Source organism: Metapseudomonas resinovorans (assembly GCF_002003485.1).
Classification (GTDB): Bacteria; Pseudomonadota; Gammaproteobacteria; order Pseudomonadales; family Pseudomonadaceae; genus Metapseudomonas; species Metapseudomonas resinovorans_D.
The window spans coordinates 35,237-58,592 of sequence record NZ_BDMA01000027.1 but is presented as its reverse complement, the minus strand read 5'-3'; the positions used below and the strand labels follow the sequence as shown (position 1 = coordinate 58,592).

Sequence of the window (23,356 nt, the reverse complement as noted above, 5' to 3'; positions counted from 1 at the left end):
GATCGGCCGACCGCTCTAGAGCCGGCAACCTAAAAGGGCGAGCGGTGGGACCGTTGGTCGGGGAGGGAGCAGGGCGGGGTTACGCGGCATCCACCCGCGGGCGGCGTGGATGCTCGTGTTTCAGATACTGGGCCAGGCGGGCTTTCTGGCTGGGGCTCATGAACAGGCCGAGTTTGGTGCGGCGCCAGAGGATGTCTTCGGCACTGACGGCCCATTCCTGCTGGCAGAGATAGTCCACTTCCCGGGAATAGAGGCCGGCGCCCAGATGTTCGCCGAGGTCTGCCAGTTCCCGCACATTGCGCAGCAGGTGCCAGCAACGGCTGCCATAGAGATTGGCCCAGCGCCTGGCGATGTGCGTAGGCAGCCAGCCGAAGCTGGAGCAGAGGGCTTCCACCAGGGCGCTGCGGCTTTCCATCTTTTCTCCGCCGGGCAGCGGCGCGTTGGCGGTCCAGGCGCCCTTGGCGAAGGGGAACCAGGGCGTCAGTTGCTGGAGGGCGGCTTCGGCCAGTTTGCGATAGGTGGTCAGCTTGCCGCCGAACACCGAGAGCAGCGGCGCTTCGCCGGGATGGGCGGCGAGGGAAAGGGTGTAGTCGCGGGTCACTGCGGACGGATCGTCCGACTCGTCATCGCACAGTGGGCGCACGCCGGAATAGCTGTGGAGGATGTCCTGCTCGCTCAGCTGGCGCTTGAAGTGGCGGTTGACCACGTCCAGCAGGTAACGGGTTTCTTCGGCTGTGATCGCCACTTCCGCCGGGTCGCCGTGGTATTCGCGGTCGGTGGTACCGATGAGGGTGAAGCGCTCCAGGTACGGAATCGCGAAGACGATGCGGCGATCTTCATTCTGCAGGATGTAGGCCTGCTCGCCGTCATGCAGGCGCGGCACGATGATGTGGCTGCCCTGGATGAGACGGATGCCATAGGGCGTCGCCTGCTTGAGGTCCTGCTGGATGAAGCGGGCCACCCAGGGACCAGCGGCGTTGACCAGGGCGCGGGCGCGGATCGACAGCAGGCTGCCGTCGACGCGTTCCAGATGGATGTGCCAGAGGCCCTTGCTGCGCCGGGCGCTGACGCAGCGGGTGCGGGTATGCACATGGGCGCCGCGCTCGCGGGCGGCCATGGCGTTGAGCACCACCAGGCGCGCGTCGTCCACCCAGCAATCGGAGTACTCGAAACCCAGGGTGATTTCCGCCTGCAACGGGCTGCCGGCGCCAAAGCGCAGGCTACGGGAGGCGGGCAGGCGCTTGCGCTTGCCGAGGTGGTCGTAGAGAAACAGGCCTGCACGGATCATCCACGCCGGACGCAGGTGCGGCCGGTGCGGGAGGATGAAGCGCATCGGCTTGACGATGTGCGGCGCCTTGGCGAGCAGCACTTCGCGCTCGGCCAGGGCTTCGCGCACCAGGCGGAACTCGTGGTGTTCCAGGTAGCGCAGGCCGCCGTGGATCAGCTTGCTGCTGGCCGAAGACGTGTGCTGGGCGAGGTCGTCCTTCTCGCAGAGAAATACCGATAGGCCCCGTCCGGCCGCATCCGCGGCGATGCCGACGCCATTGATGCCGCCGCCGACGATTGCGAGGTCATAGACTTCCGCGATGGGGGAATGGTTGTGGTTCATTGGCAGGCACCAAGGTCGAAATCGAACTTTCAATGTTCATTTTCGAAAATAGCCTAGATGAGCGCACGCAGAATGACCAGCCCAATGCGCGAAAACACGCCGGGTGGTCACGGAAAATTCATACAGGTGAAGGGCGGATCAGACCCGGTCGAGGTGCACCTTGTGCTCGGCAAGTAGTCGGGTCAGGGCGGGGGAGGGCTGATGGTCGGTGAACAGGCGGTCCACCAGGGAAATGGCGCCCAGACGTACTACGGCGTTGCGACCGAACTTGCTAGAGTCGGCCGCGAGGAACACTTGGCGGGCGTTCTCGATGATGGCCTGGGAGACGCGCACTTCCTGGTAATCGAAGTCCAGCAGGCTGCCGTCTTCGTCTATTCCGCTGATGCCCATCAGCGCGTAATCCACCTTGAATTGCTGGATGAAATCCACCGCGGCCTGGCCCACGATACCGCCGTCGCTGCGTACCGTGCCGCCGGCCACCAGCACTTCGAAGTCCGGTTTGTCGGCCAGTTGCGCCGCCACGTGCAGGTTGTTGGTGATCACCTTGAGGCCCTTGTGGCCCATCAGGGCGCGGGCGATGGCTTCGGTGGTGGTGCCGATGTTGATGAAGAGCGAGGCGTGGTCGGGGATGTATTCGGCCACCGCATCGGCGATGCGTTGCTTTTCGTCGCGGTTCTGCCCGGCGCGCATGGCGTAGGCGGTGTTCTGGGTGCTTGAACCTTCGCTGGCGGCGCCGCCGTGGGTCCGTCGCAGCAGGCCATGTTCGGCGAGCTGATTGATGTCGCGTCGGATGGTCTGCGGGGTGACGGCGAAGGCCTGGGCCAGTTCGTCGATGCTGACGTAACCGCGCTCGCGTGTGAGGTCGAGGATGTCTTGTTGCCGTGGGCCCAGGTTCATGCTGGCTCCTTGTTTTGCGCGGCATTATAGCGATGGGCTGTCGAATCACCGCTTTTCCGCTAAGGTACGCCGAATCTGTCGCAGGATTTTCACAATCGAACATGACCCCCGCCATCGATCTGCTGAAGAAAGCCAAGGCTGAGCACAAGGTGCACAGCTACCACCACGATCCCAAGGCACCGTCCTACGGCCTGGAAGCCGCCGAAAAGCTCAACCTGGACCCGGCGCGGGTCTTCAAGACGCTGCTCGCCGCTACCGAGAAAGGCGAATTGCTGGTGGCCGTCGTACCGGTGGCCGGGACCCTCGACCTCAAGGCCCTGGCCCACGCTGCCGGCGCGAAGAAGGCCGAGATGGCCGATCCCACCCAGGCCCAGCGCTCCACTGGCTACCTGGTGGGTGGCATCAGCCCGCTGGGGCAGAAGAAGCGCCTGCGCACCTTCATCGACGGTACCGCGCGCAATTTCGAGAGCATCCACGTCAGCGCTGGCCGGCGCGGGCTGGAGGTCGAGCTCTCCGCCGATACCCTGGCGACCCATACCCAAGGCCAGTTCGCCGATATCGGCCGTCCCTGAAAGCCTGTCCAGGTTCGCGAGACCGAGAACAGGCTTCAACACCCATAACAAGGAAGCATCGCCATGGCCCAATACCTGCTCGCCATCGACCAGGGCACCACCAGCAGCCGCGCCATCGTATTCAGTGCCCAGGGCCTGCCGGTGGCGCGTGCCCAGCAGGAGTTCAAGCAGTACTTTCCCAAGGACGGCTGGGTAGAGCACGACGGTGAGGAAATCTGGCTGACCACCCTCAAGGTCTGCCGCGAGGCCATCGAGCAGAGCGGGCTGAATCCGGCCGAAATCGCGGCCATCGGCATCACCAACCAGCGCGAGACCACCCTGGTCTGGGACGCGGTGACGGGCACGCCGATCCATCCGGCCATCGTCTGGCAGGACCGCCGCACCGCGGACTATTGCGCCACGCTCAAGGCCGCCGGCCATGAAACCGATGTGGCCAATCGCACGGGCCTTCTGATCGACCCTTACTTCTCCGCCACCAAGCTGCGCTGGGTGTTGGAGAACGTGCCCGGCGCCCGCGAGCGGGCCGAGCGTGGCGAGCTGCGTTTCGGCACGGTGGATTGCTTCCTGCTGTGGCGTCTGACCGGCGGCAAGGTGCACCGCACCGATGCCACCAACGCCTCGCGGACCCTGCTGTTCAATATCCATAGCCAGCAGTGGGACGCGGAGCTGCTGCGCCTGTTCGACATCCCTACCAGCCTGCTGCCGGAGGTGTTGGACTGCGCCGCCGAGTTCGGCGATACGGACGCCGCGCTGCTCGGCGCCAGTATTCCCGTGCGCGGTATGGCGGGCGACCAGCAGGCGGCGCTGATCGGCCAGGCCTGCTTCCAGCCGGGCATGGTGAAAAGCACCTATGGCACCGGCTGCTTCATGATCCAGAACACCGGCGACCAGCCGGTGGTTTCCCGCAATCGGCTGCTGACCACTGTCGGCTACCGGCTCAATGGCAAGGTGAGCTATGCCGTGGAAGGCAGCATCTTCGTTGCCGGCGCCGCTGTGCAGTGGCTGCGCGACGGCATCAAGCTGATCAGCCACGCCCGTGATACTGAAGCCCTCGCCGAGCAGACCGGCGATGCGTGCGGCGTCTACCTGGTGCCGGCCTTCACTGGCCTCGGCGCTCCCTACTGGGATCCGCGCGCTCGCGGCGCGATCTTCGGCCTCACCCGCGATACCGGTATCAAGGAAATCGTCACCGCCGGGCTGCAGTCCGTCTGCTACCAGACCCGCGACCTGCTGGAAGCCATGGCCCAGGATGGTGCTGCGGCGCCCAGCGCGCTGCGGGTGGACGGCGGCATGGTGGAGAACAACTGGGTGATGCAGTTCCTTTCGGACATCCTCGGGGTTCCCGTCGAGCGTCCGGAAGTCACCGAGACGACAGCCCTCGGTGTGGCCTATCTCGCAGGTTTGCAAGCGGGGCTGTATCGCGATCTGGACGAAGTGGCCAGTCACTGGCATCGTCAACAGCGTTTTGCCCCGCGCATGGCCGATGAGCATCGCAAGAAGCTTTACGACGGCTGGCTGGATGCCGTGCAGCGGGTGCGCAGCGGCGCATGACAGCGCCGCATGGACGCTGGGAGGCAGGATGGAGAAAGGGCAAGGATCGCTGAAACGCCATTGGCAGGCACTGACCCTGCTGGTGGCACCTTTGCTCTTCCCATCGGCCCATGCCGAAACCCTGGTGATCGCCGGGGACATCTGGTGCCCTATCAATTGCGAACCCGGCTCCGCGAAGCCGGGCATCTTCGTCGAGCTGGCGCAGGAAATCTTCGGCGAGGCCGGCATCGGCGTGGAGTACCGCCTGCTGAACTGGGCGCGCGCCGTCCATGACACCCGCAATGGCCGCCTGGATGCGCTGATCGGTGCCGGCATCCAGGACGCTCCCGACTTCGTTTTCACTCGCACACCGCCCGGCGTATCGCGCATGTGCTTCTACGTCGCCCCCGACAGCCAATGGCGTTACCGCGGATTGGCGTCGCTCGCCGAGATTCGCCTGGGCAGCATCAACAGTTACAGCTACGGCCAGGAACTCGACACCTACATTCGCATCAAGCGGGACGATCCGGCACGGGTGCAGGTCGTGTCCGGCGACCAGGCCCTGGCAATGAATGTGGAAAAGATCCTGCTCGGCCGCATCGACGCCACCATCGAGAACGCCTGGGTGATGGACGCCTGGCTCGCCGACAGTGGCCAGCCGGGCAAGCTGGTGAAGGCCGGCTGCCGCTCGCCGGACGTGCCCATTTTTCTGGCGTTTTCCCCTGCACTGAAAGGCAGCACGCGCCATGCGGCGATGTTCGATGCCGGGCTCAAGCGTTTGCGTGAGTCCGGACGGATGAACGAGCTGCTGCAGCGCTACGGCCTGCCTCCGCTAGACTGATCAGGCTGTTCCACCGATATCGACCGGCCACTGCACCGCGCGTGGAGCGTTGGCGACTGGCATGCTGATGTCCCCACACATCAAGGAGCGAGTCATGCAGCTGGATTTTCATCAGGTCGACGCCTTCACCCAACGGCCCTTCGGCGGCAACCCGGCGGCGGTCTATCGCCTCGATGCCTGGCTGGATGACCAGCTCATGCAACGCATCGCTGCCGAGCACAACCTGTCGGAGACCGCGTTCCTGGTGAAGGAAGGCAGTGCCTGGCACATCCGTTGGTTCACGCCCAAGGCCGAGGTGCCGCTCTGCGGCCATGCCACTCTGGCCAGCGCCCATGTGCTGTTCGATCTCTATCAGGAACCGGGCGACCGCCTGGAATTCACCAGCAAATCCGGCGAATTGCGTGTGATACGCGAAGAGGAAGGCCGATTGGCCCTGGACTTCCCTGCGCAGGTGCCGCAAGAGGTGGGCGTCACCCTGGAGCTGGAACATGCCTTGGGCATCGCTCCGGTGGATGCGCTGGGCGCCAATTTCCTGATGGCGGTACTGGAGTCGGAGCATGACGTGCGTGAGTGCGCGCCGGACTTCAAGGCATTGGCCAAGCTGCCCTGGTCAGGGGTGATCGTCACGGCGGCGGGGATGAAGCATGACTTCGTTTCACGCTTCTTCGCCCCGGTGATCGGCATCGAAGAAGACCCGGTGACCGGCGCCGCGCACTGCGCCCTGATTCCGTACTGGGCCAATCGTCTCAACAAGCGAGTGCTGCGGGCCCAGCAGTGTTCCGCGCGTAGCGGTGAGCTCTGGTGTCGCCTGGATGGCGACCGGGTGAGCATCGCCGGGCATTCGGTGCTGGTGGCCAGCGGCAGACTGTGGATCTGATCCTACACGTTCTACGAACGTGGATATTGAGTTCAGAGCGCGCCGCTGATGCGGCGCACGCCGGATTCCTGGGGCGTGAAGTGGGCAGCGACACTGCCTTGGGCGGGGAAGACCACCAGGTGATCGGCGGCGATGCGGATGCCAACCTCCTGTCCGGGCTGGTGATCGGCGTGACTGGGGAAGATCGATTCCAGTTGGCTACCCGTAGAGAGTTGCAGGCGATAGAGGGTAGCAGCGCCGAGGAAAGTCTTGCCGATCACCTTGGCGCGCAGTTCGCTGTCCGGCGCATGGACGATATCGTCCGGCCGCAGCAGTACGTCCACCGCGGAGCCATGGGGCCAGGTGTAGGCGCGATTGCCACGGATGGTGCCGAGTTCGGTGGTCACGGCATCGGCTGAAATCAGCTGGCCGCGAATGAAATAGCCCTGACCGACGAAGCTGGCGACGAAGGGCGTCAGGGGCTCGTGGTAGAGGTTGTAGGGGGTGTCCCACTGCTCCAGCAGGCCGTCTCTGAACACGCCGACCTGATCGCTGACGGCGAAGGCCTCTTCCTGGTCGTGGGTCACCAGGATCGCACTGGTGCCGCGTGCCTTGAGGATCTCGCGGACTTCCTGGCTGAGGCGTCGACGCAATTCACCATCGAGGTTGGAGAAGGGTTCGTCGAGCAGCAGCAGGCGCGGCTCTGGTGCCAGGGCGCGGGCCAGTGAAACGCGTTGCTGCTGGCCGCCGGACAGCTCATGGGGATAGCGCTTGGCCAGATGGCTCAGCTTCACCAGTTCCAGCAGTTCGCCAACCTTGCGTTCGTTATCGGGCTCCTTGCGGATGCCGAAGGCGACGTTGTCGGCCACCGTCAGGTGAGGGAACAGCGCATAGTCCTGGAACACCATGCCGATTCGCCGCTTCTCCGGCGCGAGGGTAAAGCCGGCGCGGGAGATCACTTCGCCGGCCAGCTGTATTTCGCCTTCCAGCACGGGTTCGAATCCGGCGATGGCGCGCAGCGTCGTCGTCTTTCCGCAGCCGGAAGGGCCGAGCAGGCAGCCGATGTCACCGGCATTGAGATGAAGGTTCAGGCCTCGCACAACCTGCTGTTCGTGATAACCGCAGCTGAGGTTGTGGAGGCTGAGGAGCATTTCGCGAGTCATGCGTGATGGGCGTGTTCGACCAGCAGTTCAAGCAGGGCCTTCTGGGCGTGAAGGCGGTTTTCTGCCTGGTCCCAGGCAACCGAGCGCGGGTCGTCGAGCAGGTCGACGCTGATTTCTTCGCCACGGTGGGCCGGCAGGCAGTGCATGAATATCACGTCGTCCGCAGCCAGGTCGAGGAGCGCCTTGTTCACCTGGTAGGGCGAGAACAATGCCAGGCGCTTGGCGGTTTCTTCCTCCTGGCCCATGGAGGTCCAGACGTCGGTGCTGACCAGGTGGGCGCCTGCAACGGCTTCGCGCGGGTCGCGCACGACCTTGACGCGGTCGCCGGCCTGGGCGAGGAACGCCGGATTGGGTTCGTAGCCTTCAGGGCAGGCGACGCGCAGTTGGAAGTCGAACTGTATCGCTGCCTCTATATAGGTGTTGCACATGTTGTTGCCATCGCCGATCCAGGCCACGGTCTTGCCCTGGATGCTGCCGCGATGTTCGAGGAAGGTCTGCATGTCGGCCAGCAACTGGCAGGGGTGCAGGTCATCGGACAGGCCGTTGATTACCGGTACTCGGGAGTGGGCAGCGAACTCGGTCAGCGTGCTGTGGGCGAAGGTCCGGATCATCACCGCATCGAGCATGCGCGACATGACGATGGCGCTATCGCTGATGGGCTCGCCACGACCGAGCTGGGTGTCGCGCGGGGACAGGAAGATGGCCTGGCCGCCGAGCTGGATCATGCCGGCTTCGAAAGAGAGACGGGTACGGGTCGAGGCCTTCTCGAAGATCATGCCCAGCACGCGGCTTTTCAGGGGTTCGTAACGCACGCCTCGGTTGCGCAGATCCTTCAGCTCGGTGCCTCGACGGATCAGGCTGTTCAGCTCCTGGGGAGTGCAGTCCATCAGGGAGAGAAAATGCCTAGCGCTCATGGTTACTACCTTTCTTCTTTTGCCACTGGCCGCGTGTCCTGGCCGGGTATTGCGGGAGCAAAGCAGGCGGGACGGGCGGTTGAAGCCGCACGTGGCGACGATTTGGGGGAAGGCGCGATCTTATAAGGAAATGTCGCGGTTTTCCAATATGTCCGGAAACCGCGTCGTTCGTGGCTATGCGCCTGGCGTCCGGGACTTTTCGGCGCAATCGGAAGGGCCGCTCTAGCGTGCTGATTGCGTGAGGTCGGACGTTTTACAACGGCTTCGGGATCGGCGGCAAATGTCCATCATTCCAGATTGTTTCGGCACAGGCGCTTGTCTAAGGTGAGCGCAGGCACGGGCAGTGAGGAGTGTGCGGATGGCTGGAACCGGTCCGGAACCCGTTCAGGGTTCCCAGGGAACACGGCGTTCCCTGTGGTTGGCTTACGCGCTGCTGCTGTTGGCGGGGCTGGGGGCCATCCTGGTGAACCTGGCCCAGGTACTGGATTCGAAACAGCTCTATCTACGGGAGGCGGACAAGGCCAATACCAACCTGGCCTACTCCATTGCCCAGCATGGCCAGGAGTCCATCAAGGAAGCTGACATCATCCTTGGCGGCTTGGTGAACCTGCTGGAACGGGGAGAAAACAGTCCCGAAGTCATCAACCAGTTACTGGTGACCTACAAGCAGCGCGCCTCGCAATTGGCCGGGCTGTTCGTCTATGACGCCGAAGGGCGTTGGCTCTATTACACCAACCCACCGCCCGCGGACGACGCGAACAACTCGGATCGTGCCTATTTCCAGCATCATCTCCATTCCGTGAGTCGCGATACCGAAGTGAGCAACCCGATTCGCAGCCGCTCCACCGGTGAGTGGATCGTGCCGGTGTCGCGCCGTTTCAATGACAAGGACGGCCGTTTTGCCGGGGTGGTGCTGGCGACCATCCGCATCGATCACTTCCGCGAGTTCTACAAGCACTTCGACATGGGCGTGCAGGGCTCCCTGCTGATTGCCATGAACGACGGCACCATCATCTACCGGCGGCCGGAAACGTCCGGCGCTACCGGCGATAGCATGGCCGGCAGCTACATGTTCCAGTCTGACCTCAAGCGTTCGCCGGTGGGGTTGGGAGCGAGCATTTCCGTGCTCGACGGGGTGGACCGCATCTACGCCTACCGCGCGCTGGACCACTTCCCGCTGGTGGTGGCTGTGTCCATGTCCCGCCAGGAAGTGCTGGCCGAGTGGGGTCGCAAGACCGCAGTGGTGGCCTGCCTGGTGGCGATGCTGGTGCTGGCACTGATTTTTGTCGGTGGCGGGCTGGCCACACGGATGCGCAAGCGCATGGCCGCAGCCCAGAGCATCGCGCGGGAAAATCGCGAGCTGTTCCGACTGGCCAACCGCGACAGCCTGACCGGCATCTCCAATCGACGGCAGTTCGACCAGGCCTTGCAGGTCGAGTACCACCGCGCCGCCACGGTAGGTTCGCCGCTGGCCCTGGTGATGATCGACGTCGACTTCTTCAAGGCCTACAACGACCGCTACGGTCACCAGGCGGGCGATGTCTGCCTCAAGGCAGTGGGCGACGTGCTGCGTCGCTTCAAGGTGCGCGCCGGGGACACCGTGGCCCGTTATGGCGGCGAGGAGTTCGCCGTGTTGCTGCCCCATACCGACGTCGCCGGCGCGCGCCTGGTGGCCGAGCGGATACGGCAGGCGGTCTACGAGCAGGGGCTGGTCCACTCCGGCAATCCCTTTGGCGTGGTGACCGTGAGTATCGGAGCGCACAGCGAGGTGCCGGGGCAGGGCGAGAGCCCTGGGCACCTTCTGGAACAGGCCGATGCCGCGCTCTATCGGGCCAAGAGCGCCGGTCGCAATCGAGTCTGCCTGGCTGAGCCTACGCCCTGAGGCGCGGGGGACTTCTTCATCTGCCACCACTGGGCGGGGAAGTATCTGAGGGTCTTTTCGGAACGCGTGAACTGATGCCGCGCGAGGCGGATTGATAGGTTTGCGCGTCCCCGGATTCGGGTGATTTCCGGGGACGGCTATCGCGTATGGAAATCCAGCGGAGCCGTTCAGACTTTCTATGATCCATGGAGATCCCAATGAAGAAGTTTCTTGTCCCCACTTTCATGGCCGCCACACTCGCTGCCATGACCGGCTGCAGCAGCTACAACGTCAGCCAACCGACTTCACCGCTTAACGGCAGTGTGAAGACCGACCTCAAGGCCGATATCAAAGTGGGCGAGCAAATCACTGGGCAGTCCGAGGTGAACATTCTGTTCAGCTTCCTGCAGTTCGGCGGGGATTCGGAGTTCGCTGATGGCGTGGCGTATGGCGGCGACACTGGCGGTGGCCTGCCTTTCGGCCCGGACCCCATCTCCTCCGTCAAGTCCGCTGCTGCCTACAAAGCCGTCAAGGAATCGGGCGCAGACCTGATCGTCGCGCCGCGCTACGAGCTGAGCGTTCAGGATTACTTCGTGTTCAAGAAGGTGACCGCCAAGGTGACAGGCAACAAGGGCACCATCCAGTCCATCCGTTAACGGGACAGGTGAATCGGCAGGCTTGATGCCTGCCGATTCATGGCGTTGACGCTGCTGGCCGAGCGGCGTTTCTGGTTCCATAGTCTTGTTCTTGCGACCTGACCGGTCGTCTCGAACAAGAATGAGGCCAGGCAATGACCAAGACCCTTCATCACCGTGCATGCCATCTCTGTGAGGCCATCTGCGGCCTGACCATCGAGACCGAGGACCAGGCGGATGGCAGCCGGCGCATCCTCGCTATCAAGGGAGATGCCCAGGACAGTTTCAGCCGTGGCCATATCTGCCCCAAGGCCGTGGCCCTGCAGGACATCCAGAACGATCCGGACCGTATTCGCCAACCCATGCGCCGAGCCGGCAACGAATGGCTGCCCATCGAGTGGGATGAAGCCTTCGCGCTGGTGGCCGAGCGCCTGGCGGATATCCAGGCACGCCATGGCAACAACGCGGTGGCCGTTTATCAGGGCAACCCGAGCGTGCACAACTACGGGCTGATGACTCACAGCAACTACTTCCTCGGCCTGCTGCGGACCCGTGGACGTTTCTCGGCGACCTCGGTGGACCAGTTGCCCCATCACCTGATCAGCCAGCAGATGTACGGCCACGGCTTGCTGATCCCGATTCCGGACATCGATCACACGCAATTCATGCTCATCCTGGGCGGCAATCCACTGGCATCCAACGGCAGCATCATGACCGTGCCGGATGTGGAGAAGCGCCTGAAAGCGCTGCAGGCGCGGGGAGGCAAACTGGTGGTGGTGGACCCCCGGCGCAGCGAAACCGCGGCCATGGCCGATCAACATTTGTTCGTGCGTCCGGGGCAGGATGCGGCGCTGCTGTTCGGCTTGCTCAATACCCTGTTCGAAGAGGGCCTCGGTCGCACTACGCACCTTGAGACGGAGGGCCTGGACCAGGTGCGGGAGGCCATTGCCCGATTCACGCCCGAAGCCATGAGCCAGCGCTGCGGCGTTCCGGCAGAGCGCATTCGCCAATTGGCCCGGGACTTTGCTGGCGCGGAAAGCGCCGTTTGCTACGGCCGCATGGGTGTCTCGACCCAGGCCTTCGGCAGCCTTTGCCAATGGCTGATCCAGCTCATCAACCTGGTTACCGGCAACCTGGATCGGGTGGGTGGGGTGCTCTGCACTGAGCCGGCGGTGGATCTGGTAGCCGCCACGTCGGGCGGTCATTTCAATCGCTGGCAGAGCCGGGTATCCGGCTTGCCCGAGTATGGCGGTGAGCTGCCGGTGGCGGCGCTGGCCGAAGAGATGCTCACGCCTGGGGAAGGGCAGATACGGGCCCTGGTGACGGTGGCCGGCAATCCGGTGTTGTCCACGCCCAACGGACGCCAGCTGGAACAGGCGCTGGATGGTCTGGAGTTCATGCTCAGCATCGACCTCTATATCAACGAAACCACCCGCTACGCCGATCTGATCCTGCCACCCACCGCGCCCCTTGAACACGAGCACTACGACACCACCTTCAACGTTTTCGCCGTTCGCAACGTCACCCGCTTCAATGAGCCCGTGCTGGCCAAGCCCGCCGGTGCGCTGGATGACTGGGAAATCTTCGTCGGCCTGGCCAGGGCGTTTGCCGCGCGCACCGGTGTCGAATTGAAGCCCACCATGGCGCCTCAGCAGATGATCGATCTGGGGCTGCGCGCCGGTGCCTACGGTGACCGCTCGGAACACAAGCTTTCTGTTGCGCGCCTTCGCGAGCATCCCCACGGCGTCGACCTCGGCCCGCTCAAACCCAACCTGGCCGGCCGGCTGAAGACAGCCAGCCGCAAGGTCGAGGCTGCGCCGTCGATTCTCCTGGCCGACCTTGATCGCTTCGCGGCACAGCCTGTTCCCCGCGAGGGAGAACTGGTGCTGATCGGCCGTCGCCATGTGCGCAGCAACAATTCGTGGATGCACAACTACCATCGCCTGGTGAAAGGCAAGCCGCGTCACCAGTTGCTGATGCACCCGCATGACCTCGAAGCACGCGGCCTGGTCGACGGGCAACGGGTGAGGGTGCGCTCCAGGGTCGGGATGATCGAGGTGGAGGTTGGCGCCAGCGAGGACATGATGCCGGGCGTAGTCAGCCTACCCCACGGTTGGGGCCATGCGCGGCCGGGTGTGCGCCTGGGAATCGCGAGTGAACAGCCGGGAGCCAGCGCCAACGACCTGACGGATGAGCGCCAGTTGGATGCGGTTTCCGGCAATGCCGCACTCAATGGCGTTCCTGTGGAAGTGGTGGCCGCCTGAAGATAAGGGAGTCCGAGCGCGCCGCTCGGCTTTCCGTTACAATGCCGCCATCCTGCCGACTCGACAGTCGGAAAGTTCAGCCGAGGTGCCCAATGGATATCATCGAAACCATCAAAGAGCAGATCGCCAACAACACTGTCCTGCTGTACATGAAAGGCTCGCCGAACGCTCCGCAGTGCGGCTTCTCGGCCCGCGCTGCGCAAGTCCTGATGGGCTGTGGCGAGAAGTTCGCTTACGTCGACATCCTGCAGAACCCGGAAATCCGCGCCAATCTGCCGAAGTACGCGAACTGGCCGACCTTCCCGCAACTGTGGGTAGGCGGTGAACTGGTTGGTGGCAGCGACATCATGACTGAGATGTTCGAAAAGGGTGAGCTGCAGACCCTGGTCAAGGATGCCGTGAGCAAGGCCAGCGCCTGATCCACTCCGGTTTCGAAAAAAGAGCCCCGCAAACGCGGGGCTTTTTTATTGCTGGAAGTTGTTGGCTTATTTCACGGCGCTATTTGCGGATTGATCGCGCTCTGCTTTATCCAGTTCTGATTGCAGAAATACCAAATGAAAAAGCCCCGCATTAGCGGGGCTTTTTTGTGCTGCCGGATTATTCGTCCATCTGCGACTGCAGATAGTTCTCCAGGCCGACTTTGTCGATCAGGCCCAGTTGGGTTTCCAGCCAGTCGATATGTTCTTCCTCGGACTCGAGGATCTCTTCCAGCAGTTCGCGGCTGCCGTAGTCACCCACGCCTTCGCAGTAAGCAATAGCCGTCTTCAGGTCCGGTACGGCTGCCTGCTCCAGCTTGAGGTCGCTGGCCAGCATCTCCTTGGTGTTCTCGCCGATCATCAGCTTGCCAAGGTCTTGCAGGTTGGGAAGGCCTTCGAGGAAGAGGATGCGCTTGATCAGCTTGTCCGCATGCTTCATCTCGTCGATGGACTCGTGGTACTCGTGGTCGCCCAGCTTCTTCAGGCCCCAATCTTCGTACATGCGGGCGTGCAGGAAGTACTGGTTGATCGCAACAAGCTCGTTACCGAGGATCTTGTTGAGATGCTGTATGACTTTCTTGTCGCCTTTCATGTGGAGTCCTGCCGTAGAAGTGTGGATGGTCGATAAATTCTGATCCTCACAACTTAGTGTGTCAAATCTAAGTTGTTGAATTGCAAATAAAATTGAATATTAATAAGAATGTTTAACTTCTACATTTGAACTCTAAATTATTGAAAATCAGGCACAAAAAAACCGGACGCTGAGGTCCGGTTTCCTGTGATTCCGCCGAATGGTCAGGCGATGGCGTACGCCGCAGGGTAGGCGAGGGCCGCCTGGCTGCTCTGCACCTCGGCCAGGGTCTCCTTGACCACCTGTTTGGCCAGGCATGCGCATTTGCCGCATTGGGTACCCACTTCCAGGGTGTTGCGTACTTCGCGATAGCTGCAGCAGCCTTCATAGATGGCTTCGCGAATTTGACCGTCAGTGACACCTAGACAGAGACAGACGTACATAGCACTCAGAACTCGGGGAGTGGTTGGATGGAGGGGATACTAATAGTAATGAGAATGATTGTCAAAGATCGTCTTGAAACGCCCGGACCAGAGGCGTTCCTGAGGGAATCGGCGGGTGCTGGCAGAGGTTGACCCGTCAGTCGAAAGCGGTGGGCGGGTGTGCACTCCAAGTGTATGATTGCCCGTCCTTTTGGAAGCGGGTGTCATGGCGTCGCCACATTGGTCGGCCAGGCTGTGACCCCGACCCTCTGACTACTCATGACAATTCAGGAGACATTCAATGAGCGTACTCGTAGGCAAGCAAGCTCCGGACTTCACCGTTGCCGCCGTTCTGGGCAATGGCGAAATCGTTGACAGCTTCAACCTGTCCTCGGCCATCAAAGGCAAATACGGTCTGGTGTTCTTCTACCCGCTGGACTTCACCTTCGTCTGCCCGTCCGAACTGATCGCCCTGGACCACCGCATCCCGGAATTCCAGGCTCGCGGCGTGGAAGTGATCGGCGTGTCCATCGACTCCCACTTCACCCACAACGCCTGGCGTAACACCCCGGTGGACAAGGGCGGCATTGGCCCGGTCAAGTACACCCTGGCTGCCGACATGAAGCACGAAATCGCCAAGGCCTACGACGTCGAGTCCGAAGACGGCGTGGCGTACCGCGGTGCCTTCCTGATCGACAAGAACGGCGTCGTGCGTTCCCAGATCGTCAACGACCTGCCGCTGGGCCGTAACATGGACGAGCTGCTGCGTCTGGTCGACGCCCTGCAGTTCACCGAAGAGCACGGCGAAGTCTGCCCGGCCAACTGGAAGAAAGGCGACAAGGGCATGACCGCTTCTCCGGAAGGCGTTGCCCAGTACCTGGCCGAGAACGCTTCTTCTCTGTAAGCGTTTCCAGGTAAAGAAAAAGCCCGGCATCTGCCGGGCTTTTTCATGTCTGGGCGTTTGTGGGAGCCAGCTTGCTGGCGAAGCTTCGCGAGCAAGCTCGCTCCTACAAATGGAAGTCGAGGTCAGTCCTCGTCGTCGATCCAGCCACCCATTTCCTTCCAGCGGTTGACGATGCCGCAGAACAGCTCGGCGGTCTTCTCGGTGTCGTAGCGCGCCGAGTGTGCCTCGCGGCCGTCGAACTCGATGCCGGCGGCCTGGCAGGCCTTGGCCAGCACGGTCTGGCCGTAGGCGAGGCCAGCCAGGGTCGCGGTGTCGAAGCTGGAGAAGGGGTGGAACGGATTGCGCTTGAGGGCAGTCCGGTTCACCGCTGCATTGAGGAAGCCGAGGTCAAAGCTGGAGTTGTGGCCGACCAGAATGGCGCGCTTGCAGCCATTGGCTTTGATCGACTTGCGCAGGCCACGGAAGATCTCCGTCAGCGCGTGTTCCTCGCTCACCGCCATGCGCAGTGGGTGATCCAGCTTGATCCCGGTGAACTCCAGCGCGGCCTGTTCGATATTGGCGCCTTCGAACGGCTCGACGCGGAAGAAATGGGTGTGGTCCGGATAGAGGAAGCCCTGCTCATCCATCGCGATGGTGGTCGCGGCGATCTCCAGCAGGGCATCGGTCGCGGCGTTGAAACCGCCGGTTTCCACGTCCACCACTACCGGCAGGTAGCCACGGAAACGCGCCGCCATGGGGTGGCGCGGGCCGGATGGCAGGCTGCCATCCAGTTCGTCGTCGTAAAGGTCCTCGCTCACGCTTGCACCTCCTGCAGGCGCCAGCGCAGCTTCTCGCCGGCGCGCAGCGGCACCACCACCTGCTCGCCCAGCGGCAGGGTGGCGGGGGCGGTCCATTCTTCACGTACCAGGGTGATGTGGTCGGTGTTGCGCGGCAGGCCGTAGAAGTCCGGACCGTGGAAGCTGGCGAACGCTTCCAGCTTGTCCAGCGCATTGCGCTGCTCGAACGCTTCGGCATACAGCTCGATGGCCGCATAGGCGGTGTAGCAACCCGCGCAGCCGCAGGCGGCTTCCTTGGCGTGCTTGGCGTGGGGTGCCGAGTCGGTACCGAGGAAGAACTTGGCATTGCCGCTGGTGGCGGCGTCCAGCAGGGCTTCCTGGTGCACGTTGCGCTTGAGGATCGGCAGGCAATAGAAGTGAGGGCGAATGCCGCCAACCAGCATGTGGTTACGGTTGTACAGCAGATGGTGGGCGGTGATGGTGGCGCCCACGTTGGCCGAAGCCGATTGCACGAACTGCACCGCGTCGCCGGTGGTGATGTGTTCGAACACCACCTTCAGGGTCGGGAAGCGTTCGACGACGCGGGTCAGGTGCTCGTCGATGAACACCCTCTCGCGGTCGAATACGTCGATCTCGCCACGGGTCACTTCACCATGGACCAGCAGCAGCATGCCGACTTCGGCCATGGCTTCCAGGGCCGGGAAGATCTTGTCGACGCTGGTGACGCCGGAATCCGAGTTGGTGGTGGCGCCGGCCGGATAGAGCTTGGCCGCATGCACGAAACCGGAAGCCTTTGCCGCGCGGATGTCTTCCGGGCTGGTGCGGTCGGTGAGGTACAGCACCATCAATGGCTCGAAACGGCTGCCCGCTGGACGGGCTTCGATGATGCGTTGGCGATAGGCATCGGCTTCCTCGGCATTACGAACCGGCGGAACCAGGTTGGGCATGATGATGGCGCGGCCGAAAGTACGGGCAGCATCCGCAACGGTGTGGGCCAGGACGGCACCATCACGCAGATGGATGTGCCAGTCGTCGGGACGCAGGAGGGTCAAACGGTCGGACATGAGGGGCTTCCAGGCGGGCAGAACTGGGCCGACATGCTACCGGAAAAGCCCTGCAGGGGCACGCAGGGCCTGATCCTCGGGCGGCTGCGCCGATAAATCCGCGCTCAAGTTTTGCCGCGCGATACCGATATCCAGCAGGAACGCCGTAATTCCCCGTGGAGCCTGCCGTGCGCCAGCGCTATCTCGCCATCCTGAGTCTGTTCGCCAGCCTGCCGGCCATGGCCATCACCTTCCAGACGCGCCTGGAGAAGGTGGAGTGGAAAGTCGAAGGCGACAAGTTCGAGTGCCGCCTGTCGCAGCCCATCACCGATTTCGGCGCCGGCGAGTTCGTGCGACGCGCCGGCGAGCAGGCCACTTTCCGCCTGAAGGCACACGAGCGCTGGATGGGAGCGGGCTCGGCGACCTTGCTGGCGGCAGCGGCGCCCTGGCAGCCGGGGAGGGGAGACATCAACCTCGGCATCGTCAGCGTCGGTAGTGGTGAGGTGCCTTTCAACAGTTCCCAGCAACAGGCCGGGCGACTGCTTGCCGGCCTGATGGAAGGCCGCAGCCCACTGATTCGCCATCGTACCCTGCAGGGCGGCGATGCCATGGAAGTGCGCCTCCTGCCGGTGAAGTTCAACCAGGCCTATCAGGATTACCTCGCCTGCACCGCCAAGTTGCTGCCGGTGAACTTCGACCAGGTCAGGCATGTGCAGGTCGGCTTTCCGGGCGGCGGCATGGAGCTTGACGAGATGGCGCGGGCGAAGCTGGAAATCATGCTCGACTTCATCAAGGCCGATCCCAGCGTCAATCACATCGAGATCGATGGCCATTCCGACAACAGCGGCAACCGCCTGACCAACCGCGATCTCTCCCGTCGCCGCGCTCTGGCGGTGTACGACTACTTCAAGGCCAACGGCTTCCCCGAGGCGCAGATGGTCATGCGTTTCCATGGCGAGCGCTATCCGCTGGCGCCGAACAACAGCCCGGCCAATCGGGCGAAGAACCGCCGGGCCACCGTGCAGTTGTCCCGCGTCGATCTGCCCGCGGAAGCGCCAGCCGCTGCCCCTGCTCCAGAGCCCGCGCCGGCGGAGTCACCCGTTCCGGCCAAGCCTGGTGTTCCCGCCGCTGCTCCAGCCGCCCCAGCTACCGCGCCGGGTGTCCAGGGCGCTGCTCCGGCCCCCAGGGCTCCGACCGGTTCCTGACCCTGCCGCTCGTCGCGCAACTGACAGAATCTGTCGCCTCGTCGTCATAAGCTGTCGCGCCACTGTAATTTGGCCGCCAGGGTCAGTAGAATCACGGGTTTTTCGTACAACCCCCGTGGAGTTGATGGCATGGCGGACGTAAAGAAGGTTGTCCTGGCTTATTCCGGTGGCCTGGACACCTCGGTGATCCTCAAGTGGCTGCAAGATACCTATAACTGCGAAGTGGTGACCTTCACCGCTGACCTCGGCCAGGGCGAGGAGGTCGAACCGGCCCGCGCCAAGGCTCAGGCAATGGGCGTCAAGGAAATCTACATCGATGACCTGCGCGAAGAATTCGTCCGCGACTTCGTGTTCCCGATGTTCCGCGCCAACACCATCTATGAAGGCGAGTACCTGCTGGGTACCTCCATCGCCCGTCCGCTGATCGCCAAGCGCCTGATCGAAATCGCCAACGAGACCGGCGCTGACGCCATCTCCCACGGCGCCACCGGCAAGGGCAACGACCAGGTTCGCTTCGAGCTGGGCGCCTACGCGCTGAAACCGGGCGTGAAAGTGATCGCTCCCTGGCGCGAGTGGGACCTGCTGTCCCGCGAGAAGCTGATGGACTACGCCGAGAAGCACAGTATCCCGATCGAGCGTCACGGCAAGAAGAAGTCCCCGTACTCCATGGATGCCAACCTGCTGCACATCTCCTATGAAGGCGGCGTGCTGGAAGACACCTGGACCGAGCACGAAGAAGACATGTGGAAGTGGACCACTTCCCCGGAAAAGGCGCCGGATACCCCGACCTACATCGAGCTGACCTACCGCAATGGTGACATCGTCGCCATCGACGGCAAGGAACTGACTCCGGCCCAGGTGCTCACCGAACTGAACCGCGTTGGCGGCATCAACGGCATTGGCCGTCTCGACATCGTCGAGAACCGCTACGTCGGCATGAAGTCCCGTGGCTGCTACGAGACCCCCGGCGGCACCATCATGCTCCGTGCTCACCGTGCCATCGAGTCCATCACCCTGGACCGCGAAGTCGCGCACCTGAAAGACGAGCTGATGCCGAAGTACGCCAGCCTGATCTACACCGGTTACTGGTGGAGCCCGGAGCGTCTGATGCTGCAGCAGATGATCGACGCCTCGCAGACCAATGTGAACGGCGTAGTCCGCCTGAAGCTGTACAAGGGCAACGTCATCGTGGTCGGCCGCAAGTCCGACGACTCCCTGTTCGACGCCAACATCGCCACCTTCGAGGACGATGCCGGCGCCTACAACCAGGCCGACGCCGCTGGCTTCATCAAGCTCAACGCCCTGCGCATGCGCATCGCCGCAGGCAAGGGCCGCAAGCTGTTCTGATAAGCTTGTCAGCGTGAGCCTACGAACCCCGGCCATAAGCCGGGGTTCTTTCTTTTGGGACTTGGAAAACGGGCAACCGATGAGGAAGCAACGATGAGACTGCTGCATACCATGCTGCGCGTCGGCGACCTGGACAAATCCATCGCCTTCTACACCGAAGTGCTGGGCATGACCCTGCTGCGTCGCAAGGACTACCCGGACGGCCAGTTCACCCTCGCGTTCGTCGGCTACGGCGATGAAGCCCACAACAGCGTGATCGAACTCACCTACAACTGGGGTGTGGACAAGTACGAGCTGGGCAACGCCTATGGTCACATCGCGCTGGAAGTGGACGATGTCTACAAGGCCTGCGAGGACATTCGCGCCCGTGGCGGCAAGATCACCCGTGAGCCGGGGCCGATGAAGCACGGCACCAGCATCCTGGCGTTCGTGGAAGATCCCGATGGCTACAAGATCGAATTGCTGTCGCCCTCTCGCAAGGACTGAAGCTCTGTGCTGATATGAATCCGGGGCGTGTTTGCCCCGGACTGGAGGCGTGGGTCTATGGATGGTTCCGCTGTCAGCTACGAACGCAATCTCGAATGCCTGGTACGGGCCATCCAGGAGCTGTCCCTGGCCCGCGATCTCGACCGTATCGCCGAAATCGTGCGCAGCGCCGCGCGGGAACTGGTAGGGGCAGACGGCGCCACCTTTGTCCTGCGTGATGGTGATCGCTGCTTCTACAAGGACGAAGACGCCATTTCGCCACTGTGGAAAGGCCTGCGCTTTCCCATGGAAACCTGCATCAGCGGCTGGGCCATGATCAACCGCGAGCCTGCGGTGATCGAAGACATCTACCAGGACCCGCGCATTCCCCACGATGCCTACCGTCCGACCTTCGTCAAAAGCCTGGTGATGGTGCCTATTCGCAGCATGGCCCCGGTGGGGGCGATCGGTACCTACTGGGCCACTCCGCGCCTCGCCAATGTGCGGGAGGTCGGCCTGCTGCAGGCCCTCGCGGACTCCACCTCGGTGGCCATGGAGAACGTCCAGCTCTACAACGAACTGGAGCAGCGTGTCATCGCCCGTACCCAGGACCTGGTGGCCGCCAACCGGCTGCTCTATGACGAAGCCTGTGAGCGCGAACGCGTCGAGCAGGACATCCAGCGCTTCTCCATGACCGATGAACTCACCGGCCTGCACAACCGCCTCGGCTTCCTGCACCGCGCCGCCGGTGAACTGGATGCCGCACGCCAGCGGGACGTGCCCTGCCTGCTGCTCCACCTGCTGGTGGGCAGCAACGACAGCGGGCCAGGAGAAAGCCTGCCGCTGACAGCCGCGCGCATGCTGCGGGCGCAGTTCCGGCGAGATGATCTGCTGGCGCGCCTCGGCGGCGGGGAGTTCCTCGTGCTGACGTCCGGCTATGGCGATCCGAATGCCGTCCTGCAGCGTCTGCGCGCCGGCCTTGGCGCTTTCAACCGCGCCACGGAACAGAGCCTGACCCTGCGCATCGGCCATGCCGAATCCACCCGTGGGCAGGACCTTGAACAACTGCTGTTCGACGCGGACAACGCCTTGCACCGCAGCGGTCCCGATTGGAGCGGAGTCTGATTCTGGCTGGCCGCGCAGCTTCGCTATATAGTTCGCAACACAGCGAAAACTGATCAATCGGCCAACCCATGAGCTTCCCTCTCGACCGCACCGACCTGGCCGCCATCTGGCTGACCCTCGAACTCGCCACCCTCACCACATTGCTCCTGCTGGTGGTGGGCACCCCCATCGCCTGGTGGCTGGCGCGCACACGCTCGCGGCTGAAGGGAACCGTGGCTGCGGTGGTCGCCCTACCACTGGTGCTGCCGCCCACCGTCATCGGTTTCTACCTGCTGGTCAGCATGGGACCCCACGGGTTCATCGGCCAATTCACCCAGAGCCTTGGCCTCGGCACCTTGCCCTTTACCTTTGCCGGCCTCGTGGTGGGGTCGGTGATCTACTCCATGCCCTTCGTCGTGCAGCCCCTGCAGAACGCCTTCACCGCCATCGGCCAACGCCCGCTGGAAGTGGCCGCCACGCTGCGCGCCAGTCCCTGGGACACCTTCTTCTCGGTGGTCCTGCCCCTGGCCCGGCCAGGCTTCGTCACCGCCTCCATCCTCGGCTTCGCGCATACGGTGGGTGAGTTCGGCGTGGTACTGATGATCGGCGGCAACATCCCTGAGAAGACCCGCGTGGTCTCGGTGCAGATCTTCGATCACGTCGAAGCCATGGAGTACGCCCAGGCCCACTGGCTGGCCGGCGGCATGCTGCTGTTCTCCTTCCTCATCCTGCTGGCGCTGAACTCCAGCCGGCGTCTGAAACCGGGCTGGACCTGACCCATGCAACAGATTCGCGCGCGATTCCGCCTGCGCCATCCGGGCTTTGCCCTGGAGACCGACCTCGAACTGCCCGGTCGCGGTGTCAGTGCCCTGTTCGGCCATTCCGGGTCGGGCAAGACCAGCCTGCTGCGCTGCATCGCCGGGCTGGAACAGGCTGCCGAGGGCTTTCTGGAAATCAACGGCGAGGTCTGGCAGGACAGCGCCCGTGGCCACTTCCTGCCCACCCACAAGCGACCCCTGGGCTACGTATTCCAGGAGGCCAGCCTGTTCGAGCATCTGTCGGTGCGGCGCAACCTGGAATTCGGCCAGCGGCGCATACCGGCGCGGGAGCGCCGCGTCGCGCTGGAGCAGGCGGTGGAACTGCTGGGCATCGGCCATCTTCTGGAGCGCATGCCGGACGGTCTGTCCGGCGGCGAGCGGCAGCGTGTCGGCATTGCCCGCGCCCTGCTCACCAGCCCGCGCCTGCTGCTGATGGACGAGCCCCTCGCAGCGCTGGACCTCAAGCGCAAGGGTGAAATCCTGCCCTACCTGGAGCGCCTGCACGACGAACTGGATATCCCGGTGCTCTACGTCAGCCATTCGCCGGACGAAGTGGCGCGGCTGGCGGATCATCTGGTGCTGCTGGACAACGGCCAGGTGCTGGCCAGCGGTCCGCTGGACCAGACCCTCGCTCGCCTCGACCTGCCCACTGCCCATGAAGATGAAGCGGGTGTGGTGATCGAAGGGCGGGTGCAGGGTTTCGATTCCCAGTATCAGTTGCTGACACTGGCCTTGCCCGGCAGCTCACTCAGCGTGAGGGTGGCTCATTCGCCGGTTGCCGAAAGCCGTTCCCTGCGCTTCCGGGTGCTGGCGCGGGACGTCAGCCTGAGCCTGGAAAAACAGCGCGACAGCAGCATCCTGAACCTGCTGCCGGCACGGATGGTGGAAGAGTCGCCGGCCGCCAATCCAGCCCACGTGCTGGTGCGCCTCGATGTGGACGGCACACCCATGCTGGCGCGTATCACCCGCTTCTCCCGCGATCAGCTAGGCCTCTACCCGGGCCAGACCCTCTGGGCGCAGATCAAGTCGGTGGCGCTGCTGGCCTGAAGGCGGGGAGGGCGGGGCCTGGCAGCCCCGCCCCGT

Annotated in this window: 23 protein-coding genes; 15 read left to right on the top strand and 8 right to left on the bottom strand. The window is 63.3% G+C overall.

Translation table 11 applies throughout. The features are described from left to right. Nucleotides 1-79: 79 nt before the first annotated feature. Both glpD and MnOB_RS08825 read right to left on the bottom strand, forming a co-directional pair. On the bottom strand, nt 80-1,609 hold the full coding sequence (gene glpD, locus MnOB_RS08830) for a glycerol-3-phosphate dehydrogenase (protein WP_107504049.1): 1,530 nt from the start codon (nt 1,607-1,609) through the stop codon (nt 80-82). Nucleotides 1,610-1,747: 138 nt separating this feature from the next. Beyond that, entirely contained in the window at nt 1,748-2,506 is a 759-nt protein-coding gene (locus MnOB_RS08825) for a DeoR/GlpR family DNA-binding transcription regulator (RefSeq protein WP_077523847.1), read from the bottom strand. Between the two features lie 101 nt (nt 2,507-2,607). On the opposite strand from MnOB_RS08825, the gene ybaK reads away from it, so the two are divergent. The 4 genes from ybaK (at nt 2,608) to MnOB_RS08805 (ending at nt 6,326) form a co-directional block, all read left to right on the top strand. Then, nucleotides 2,608-3,078: a Cys-tRNA(Pro) deacylase gene (ybaK, locus tag MnOB_RS08820; protein ID WP_077523846.1), complete on the top strand. Its 471-nt coding sequence runs from the start codon at nt 2,608-2,610 to the stop codon at nt 3,076-3,078. 63 nt (nt 3,079-3,141) lie between these two features. Next, nucleotides 3,142-4,629, top strand: a complete 1,488-nt coding sequence (gene glpK / locus MnOB_RS08815; protein WP_077523845.1) for a glycerol kinase GlpK — start codon at nt 3,142-3,144, stop codon at nt 4,627-4,629. A gap of 28 nt (nt 4,630-4,657) precedes the next feature. Beyond that, on the top strand, nt 4,658-5,449 hold the full coding sequence (locus MnOB_RS08810; protein WP_077523844.1) for a substrate-binding periplasmic protein: 792 nt from the start codon (nt 4,658-4,660) through the stop codon (nt 5,447-5,449). Nucleotides 5,450-5,543: 94 nt separating this feature from the next. Beyond that, nucleotides 5,544-6,326 (top strand): PhzF family phenazine biosynthesis protein, encoded by a 783-nt coding sequence (locus tag MnOB_RS08805; protein ID WP_077523843.1) that lies wholly within the window; start codon nt 5,544-5,546, stop codon nt 6,324-6,326. 32 nt (nt 6,327-6,358) lie between these two features. Here MnOB_RS08805 and MnOB_RS08800 read toward each other — a convergent pair whose 3' ends face one another. Continuing rightward, the gene (locus MnOB_RS08800) at nt 6,359-7,468 is read right to left on the bottom strand and encodes an ABC transporter ATP-binding protein (RefSeq protein ID WP_077523842.1); all 1,110 of its coding nucleotides are present in this window, start codon (nt 7,466-7,468) and stop codon (nt 6,359-6,361) included. Then, nucleotides 7,465-8,382 (bottom strand): ornithine carbamoyltransferase, encoded by a 918-nt coding sequence (gene argF, locus MnOB_RS08795; RefSeq protein WP_077523841.1) that lies wholly within the window; start codon nt 8,380-8,382, stop codon nt 7,465-7,467. Before argF ends, MnOB_RS08800 begins: the two co-directional genes overlap by 4 nt. Before the next feature lie 358 nt (nt 8,383-8,740). On the opposite strand from argF, the gene MnOB_RS08790 reads away from it, so the two are divergent. From MnOB_RS08790 to grxD, 4 genes are all read left to right on the top strand, one after another. Further along, nucleotides 8,741-10,264, top strand: a complete 1,524-nt coding sequence (locus tag MnOB_RS08790) for a sensor domain-containing diguanylate cyclase (RefSeq protein WP_077523840.1) — start codon at nt 8,741-8,743, stop codon at nt 10,262-10,264. A gap of 197 nt (nt 10,265-10,461) precedes the next feature. Then, nucleotides 10,462-10,899, top strand: a complete 438-nt coding sequence (locus MnOB_RS08785) for a hypothetical protein (protein WP_077523839.1) — start codon at nt 10,462-10,464, stop codon at nt 10,897-10,899. A 134-nt stretch (nt 10,900-11,033) separates the two neighbouring features. Then, complete coding sequence (locus MnOB_RS08780) at nt 11,034-13,142, top strand: molybdopterin oxidoreductase family protein (RefSeq protein ID WP_077523838.1); 2,109 nt, start codon at nt 11,034-11,036, stop codon at nt 13,140-13,142. Between the two features lie 92 nt (nt 13,143-13,234). Further along, the gene (gene grxD, locus MnOB_RS08775; RefSeq protein WP_077523837.1) at nt 13,235-13,561 is read left to right on the top strand and encodes a Grx4 family monothiol glutaredoxin; all 327 of its coding nucleotides are present in this window, start codon (nt 13,235-13,237) and stop codon (nt 13,559-13,561) included. Nucleotides 13,562-13,739: 178 nt separating this feature from the next. Here grxD and bfr read toward each other — a convergent pair whose 3' ends face one another. Continuing rightward, nucleotides 13,740-14,210, bottom strand: a complete 471-nt coding sequence (gene bfr / locus MnOB_RS08770; RefSeq protein WP_077523836.1) for a bacterioferritin — start codon at nt 14,208-14,210, stop codon at nt 13,740-13,742. 203 nt (nt 14,211-14,413) lie between these two features. Beyond that, nucleotides 14,414-14,632: a bacterioferritin-associated ferredoxin gene (locus tag MnOB_RS08765; RefSeq protein ID WP_069085145.1), complete on the bottom strand. Its 219-nt coding sequence runs from the start codon at nt 14,630-14,632 to the stop codon at nt 14,414-14,416. 280 nt (nt 14,633-14,912) lie between these two features. Here MnOB_RS08765 and MnOB_RS08760 point away from each other — a divergent pair, with 280 nt between their 5' ends. Then, nucleotides 14,913-15,515, top strand: a complete 603-nt coding sequence (locus tag MnOB_RS08760) for a peroxiredoxin (protein ID WP_028626298.1) — start codon at nt 14,913-14,915, stop codon at nt 15,513-15,515. 122 nt (nt 15,516-15,637) lie between these two features. Here the strand turns inward: MnOB_RS08760 and rnt are convergent, their stop codons facing one another. After that, nucleotides 15,638-16,312 carry a ribonuclease T gene (rnt, locus tag MnOB_RS08755; RefSeq protein ID WP_077523835.1) on the bottom strand — a complete coding sequence of 225 codons (675 nt, stop codon included), beginning with the start codon at nt 16,310-16,312 and terminating at the stop codon, nt 15,638-15,640. Next, on the bottom strand, nt 16,309-17,355 hold the full coding sequence (gene pyrC, locus MnOB_RS08750) for a dihydroorotase (RefSeq protein WP_077523834.1): 1,047 nt from the start codon (nt 17,353-17,355) through the stop codon (nt 16,309-16,311). Before pyrC ends, rnt begins: the two co-directional genes overlap by 4 nt. Before the next feature lie 167 nt (nt 17,356-17,522). Here pyrC and MnOB_RS08745 point away from each other — a divergent pair, with 167 nt between their 5' ends. The 6 genes from MnOB_RS08745 to modC all read left to right on the top strand — a co-directional run bounded on the left by MnOB_RS08745 (nt 17,523) and on the right by modC (nt 23,320). Beyond that, complete coding sequence (locus MnOB_RS08745; protein WP_199824502.1) at nt 17,523-18,539, top strand: flagellar protein MotY; 1,017 nt, start codon at nt 17,523-17,525, stop codon at nt 18,537-18,539. Between the two features lie 129 nt (nt 18,540-18,668). Next, a complete protein-coding gene (locus tag MnOB_RS08740; RefSeq protein WP_077523833.1) occupies nt 18,669-19,886 on the top strand; it encodes an argininosuccinate synthase in 1,218 nt (405 codons plus the stop codon). Nucleotides 19,887-19,979: 93 nt separating this feature from the next. Next, a complete protein-coding gene (gene gloA, locus MnOB_RS08735; RefSeq protein ID WP_077523832.1) occupies nt 19,980-20,372 on the top strand; it encodes a lactoylglutathione lyase in 393 nt (130 codons plus the stop codon). Between the two features lie 57 nt (nt 20,373-20,429). Next, the gene (locus MnOB_RS08730) at nt 20,430-21,476 is read left to right on the top strand and encodes a GGDEF domain-containing protein (protein ID WP_077523831.1); all 1,047 of its coding nucleotides are present in this window, start codon (nt 20,430-20,432) and stop codon (nt 21,474-21,476) included. A 68-nt stretch (nt 21,477-21,544) separates the two neighbouring features. Then, nucleotides 21,545-22,231 (top strand): molybdate ABC transporter permease subunit, encoded by a 687-nt coding sequence (gene modB / locus MnOB_RS08725; RefSeq protein ID WP_077523830.1) that lies wholly within the window; start codon nt 21,545-21,547, stop codon nt 22,229-22,231. A 3-nt stretch (nt 22,232-22,234) separates the two neighbouring features. Further along, a complete protein-coding gene (modC, locus tag MnOB_RS08720) occupies nt 22,235-23,320 on the top strand; it encodes a molybdenum ABC transporter ATP-binding protein (protein ID WP_077523829.1) in 1,086 nt (361 codons plus the stop codon). Nucleotides 23,321-23,356 lie beyond the last annotated feature (36 nt).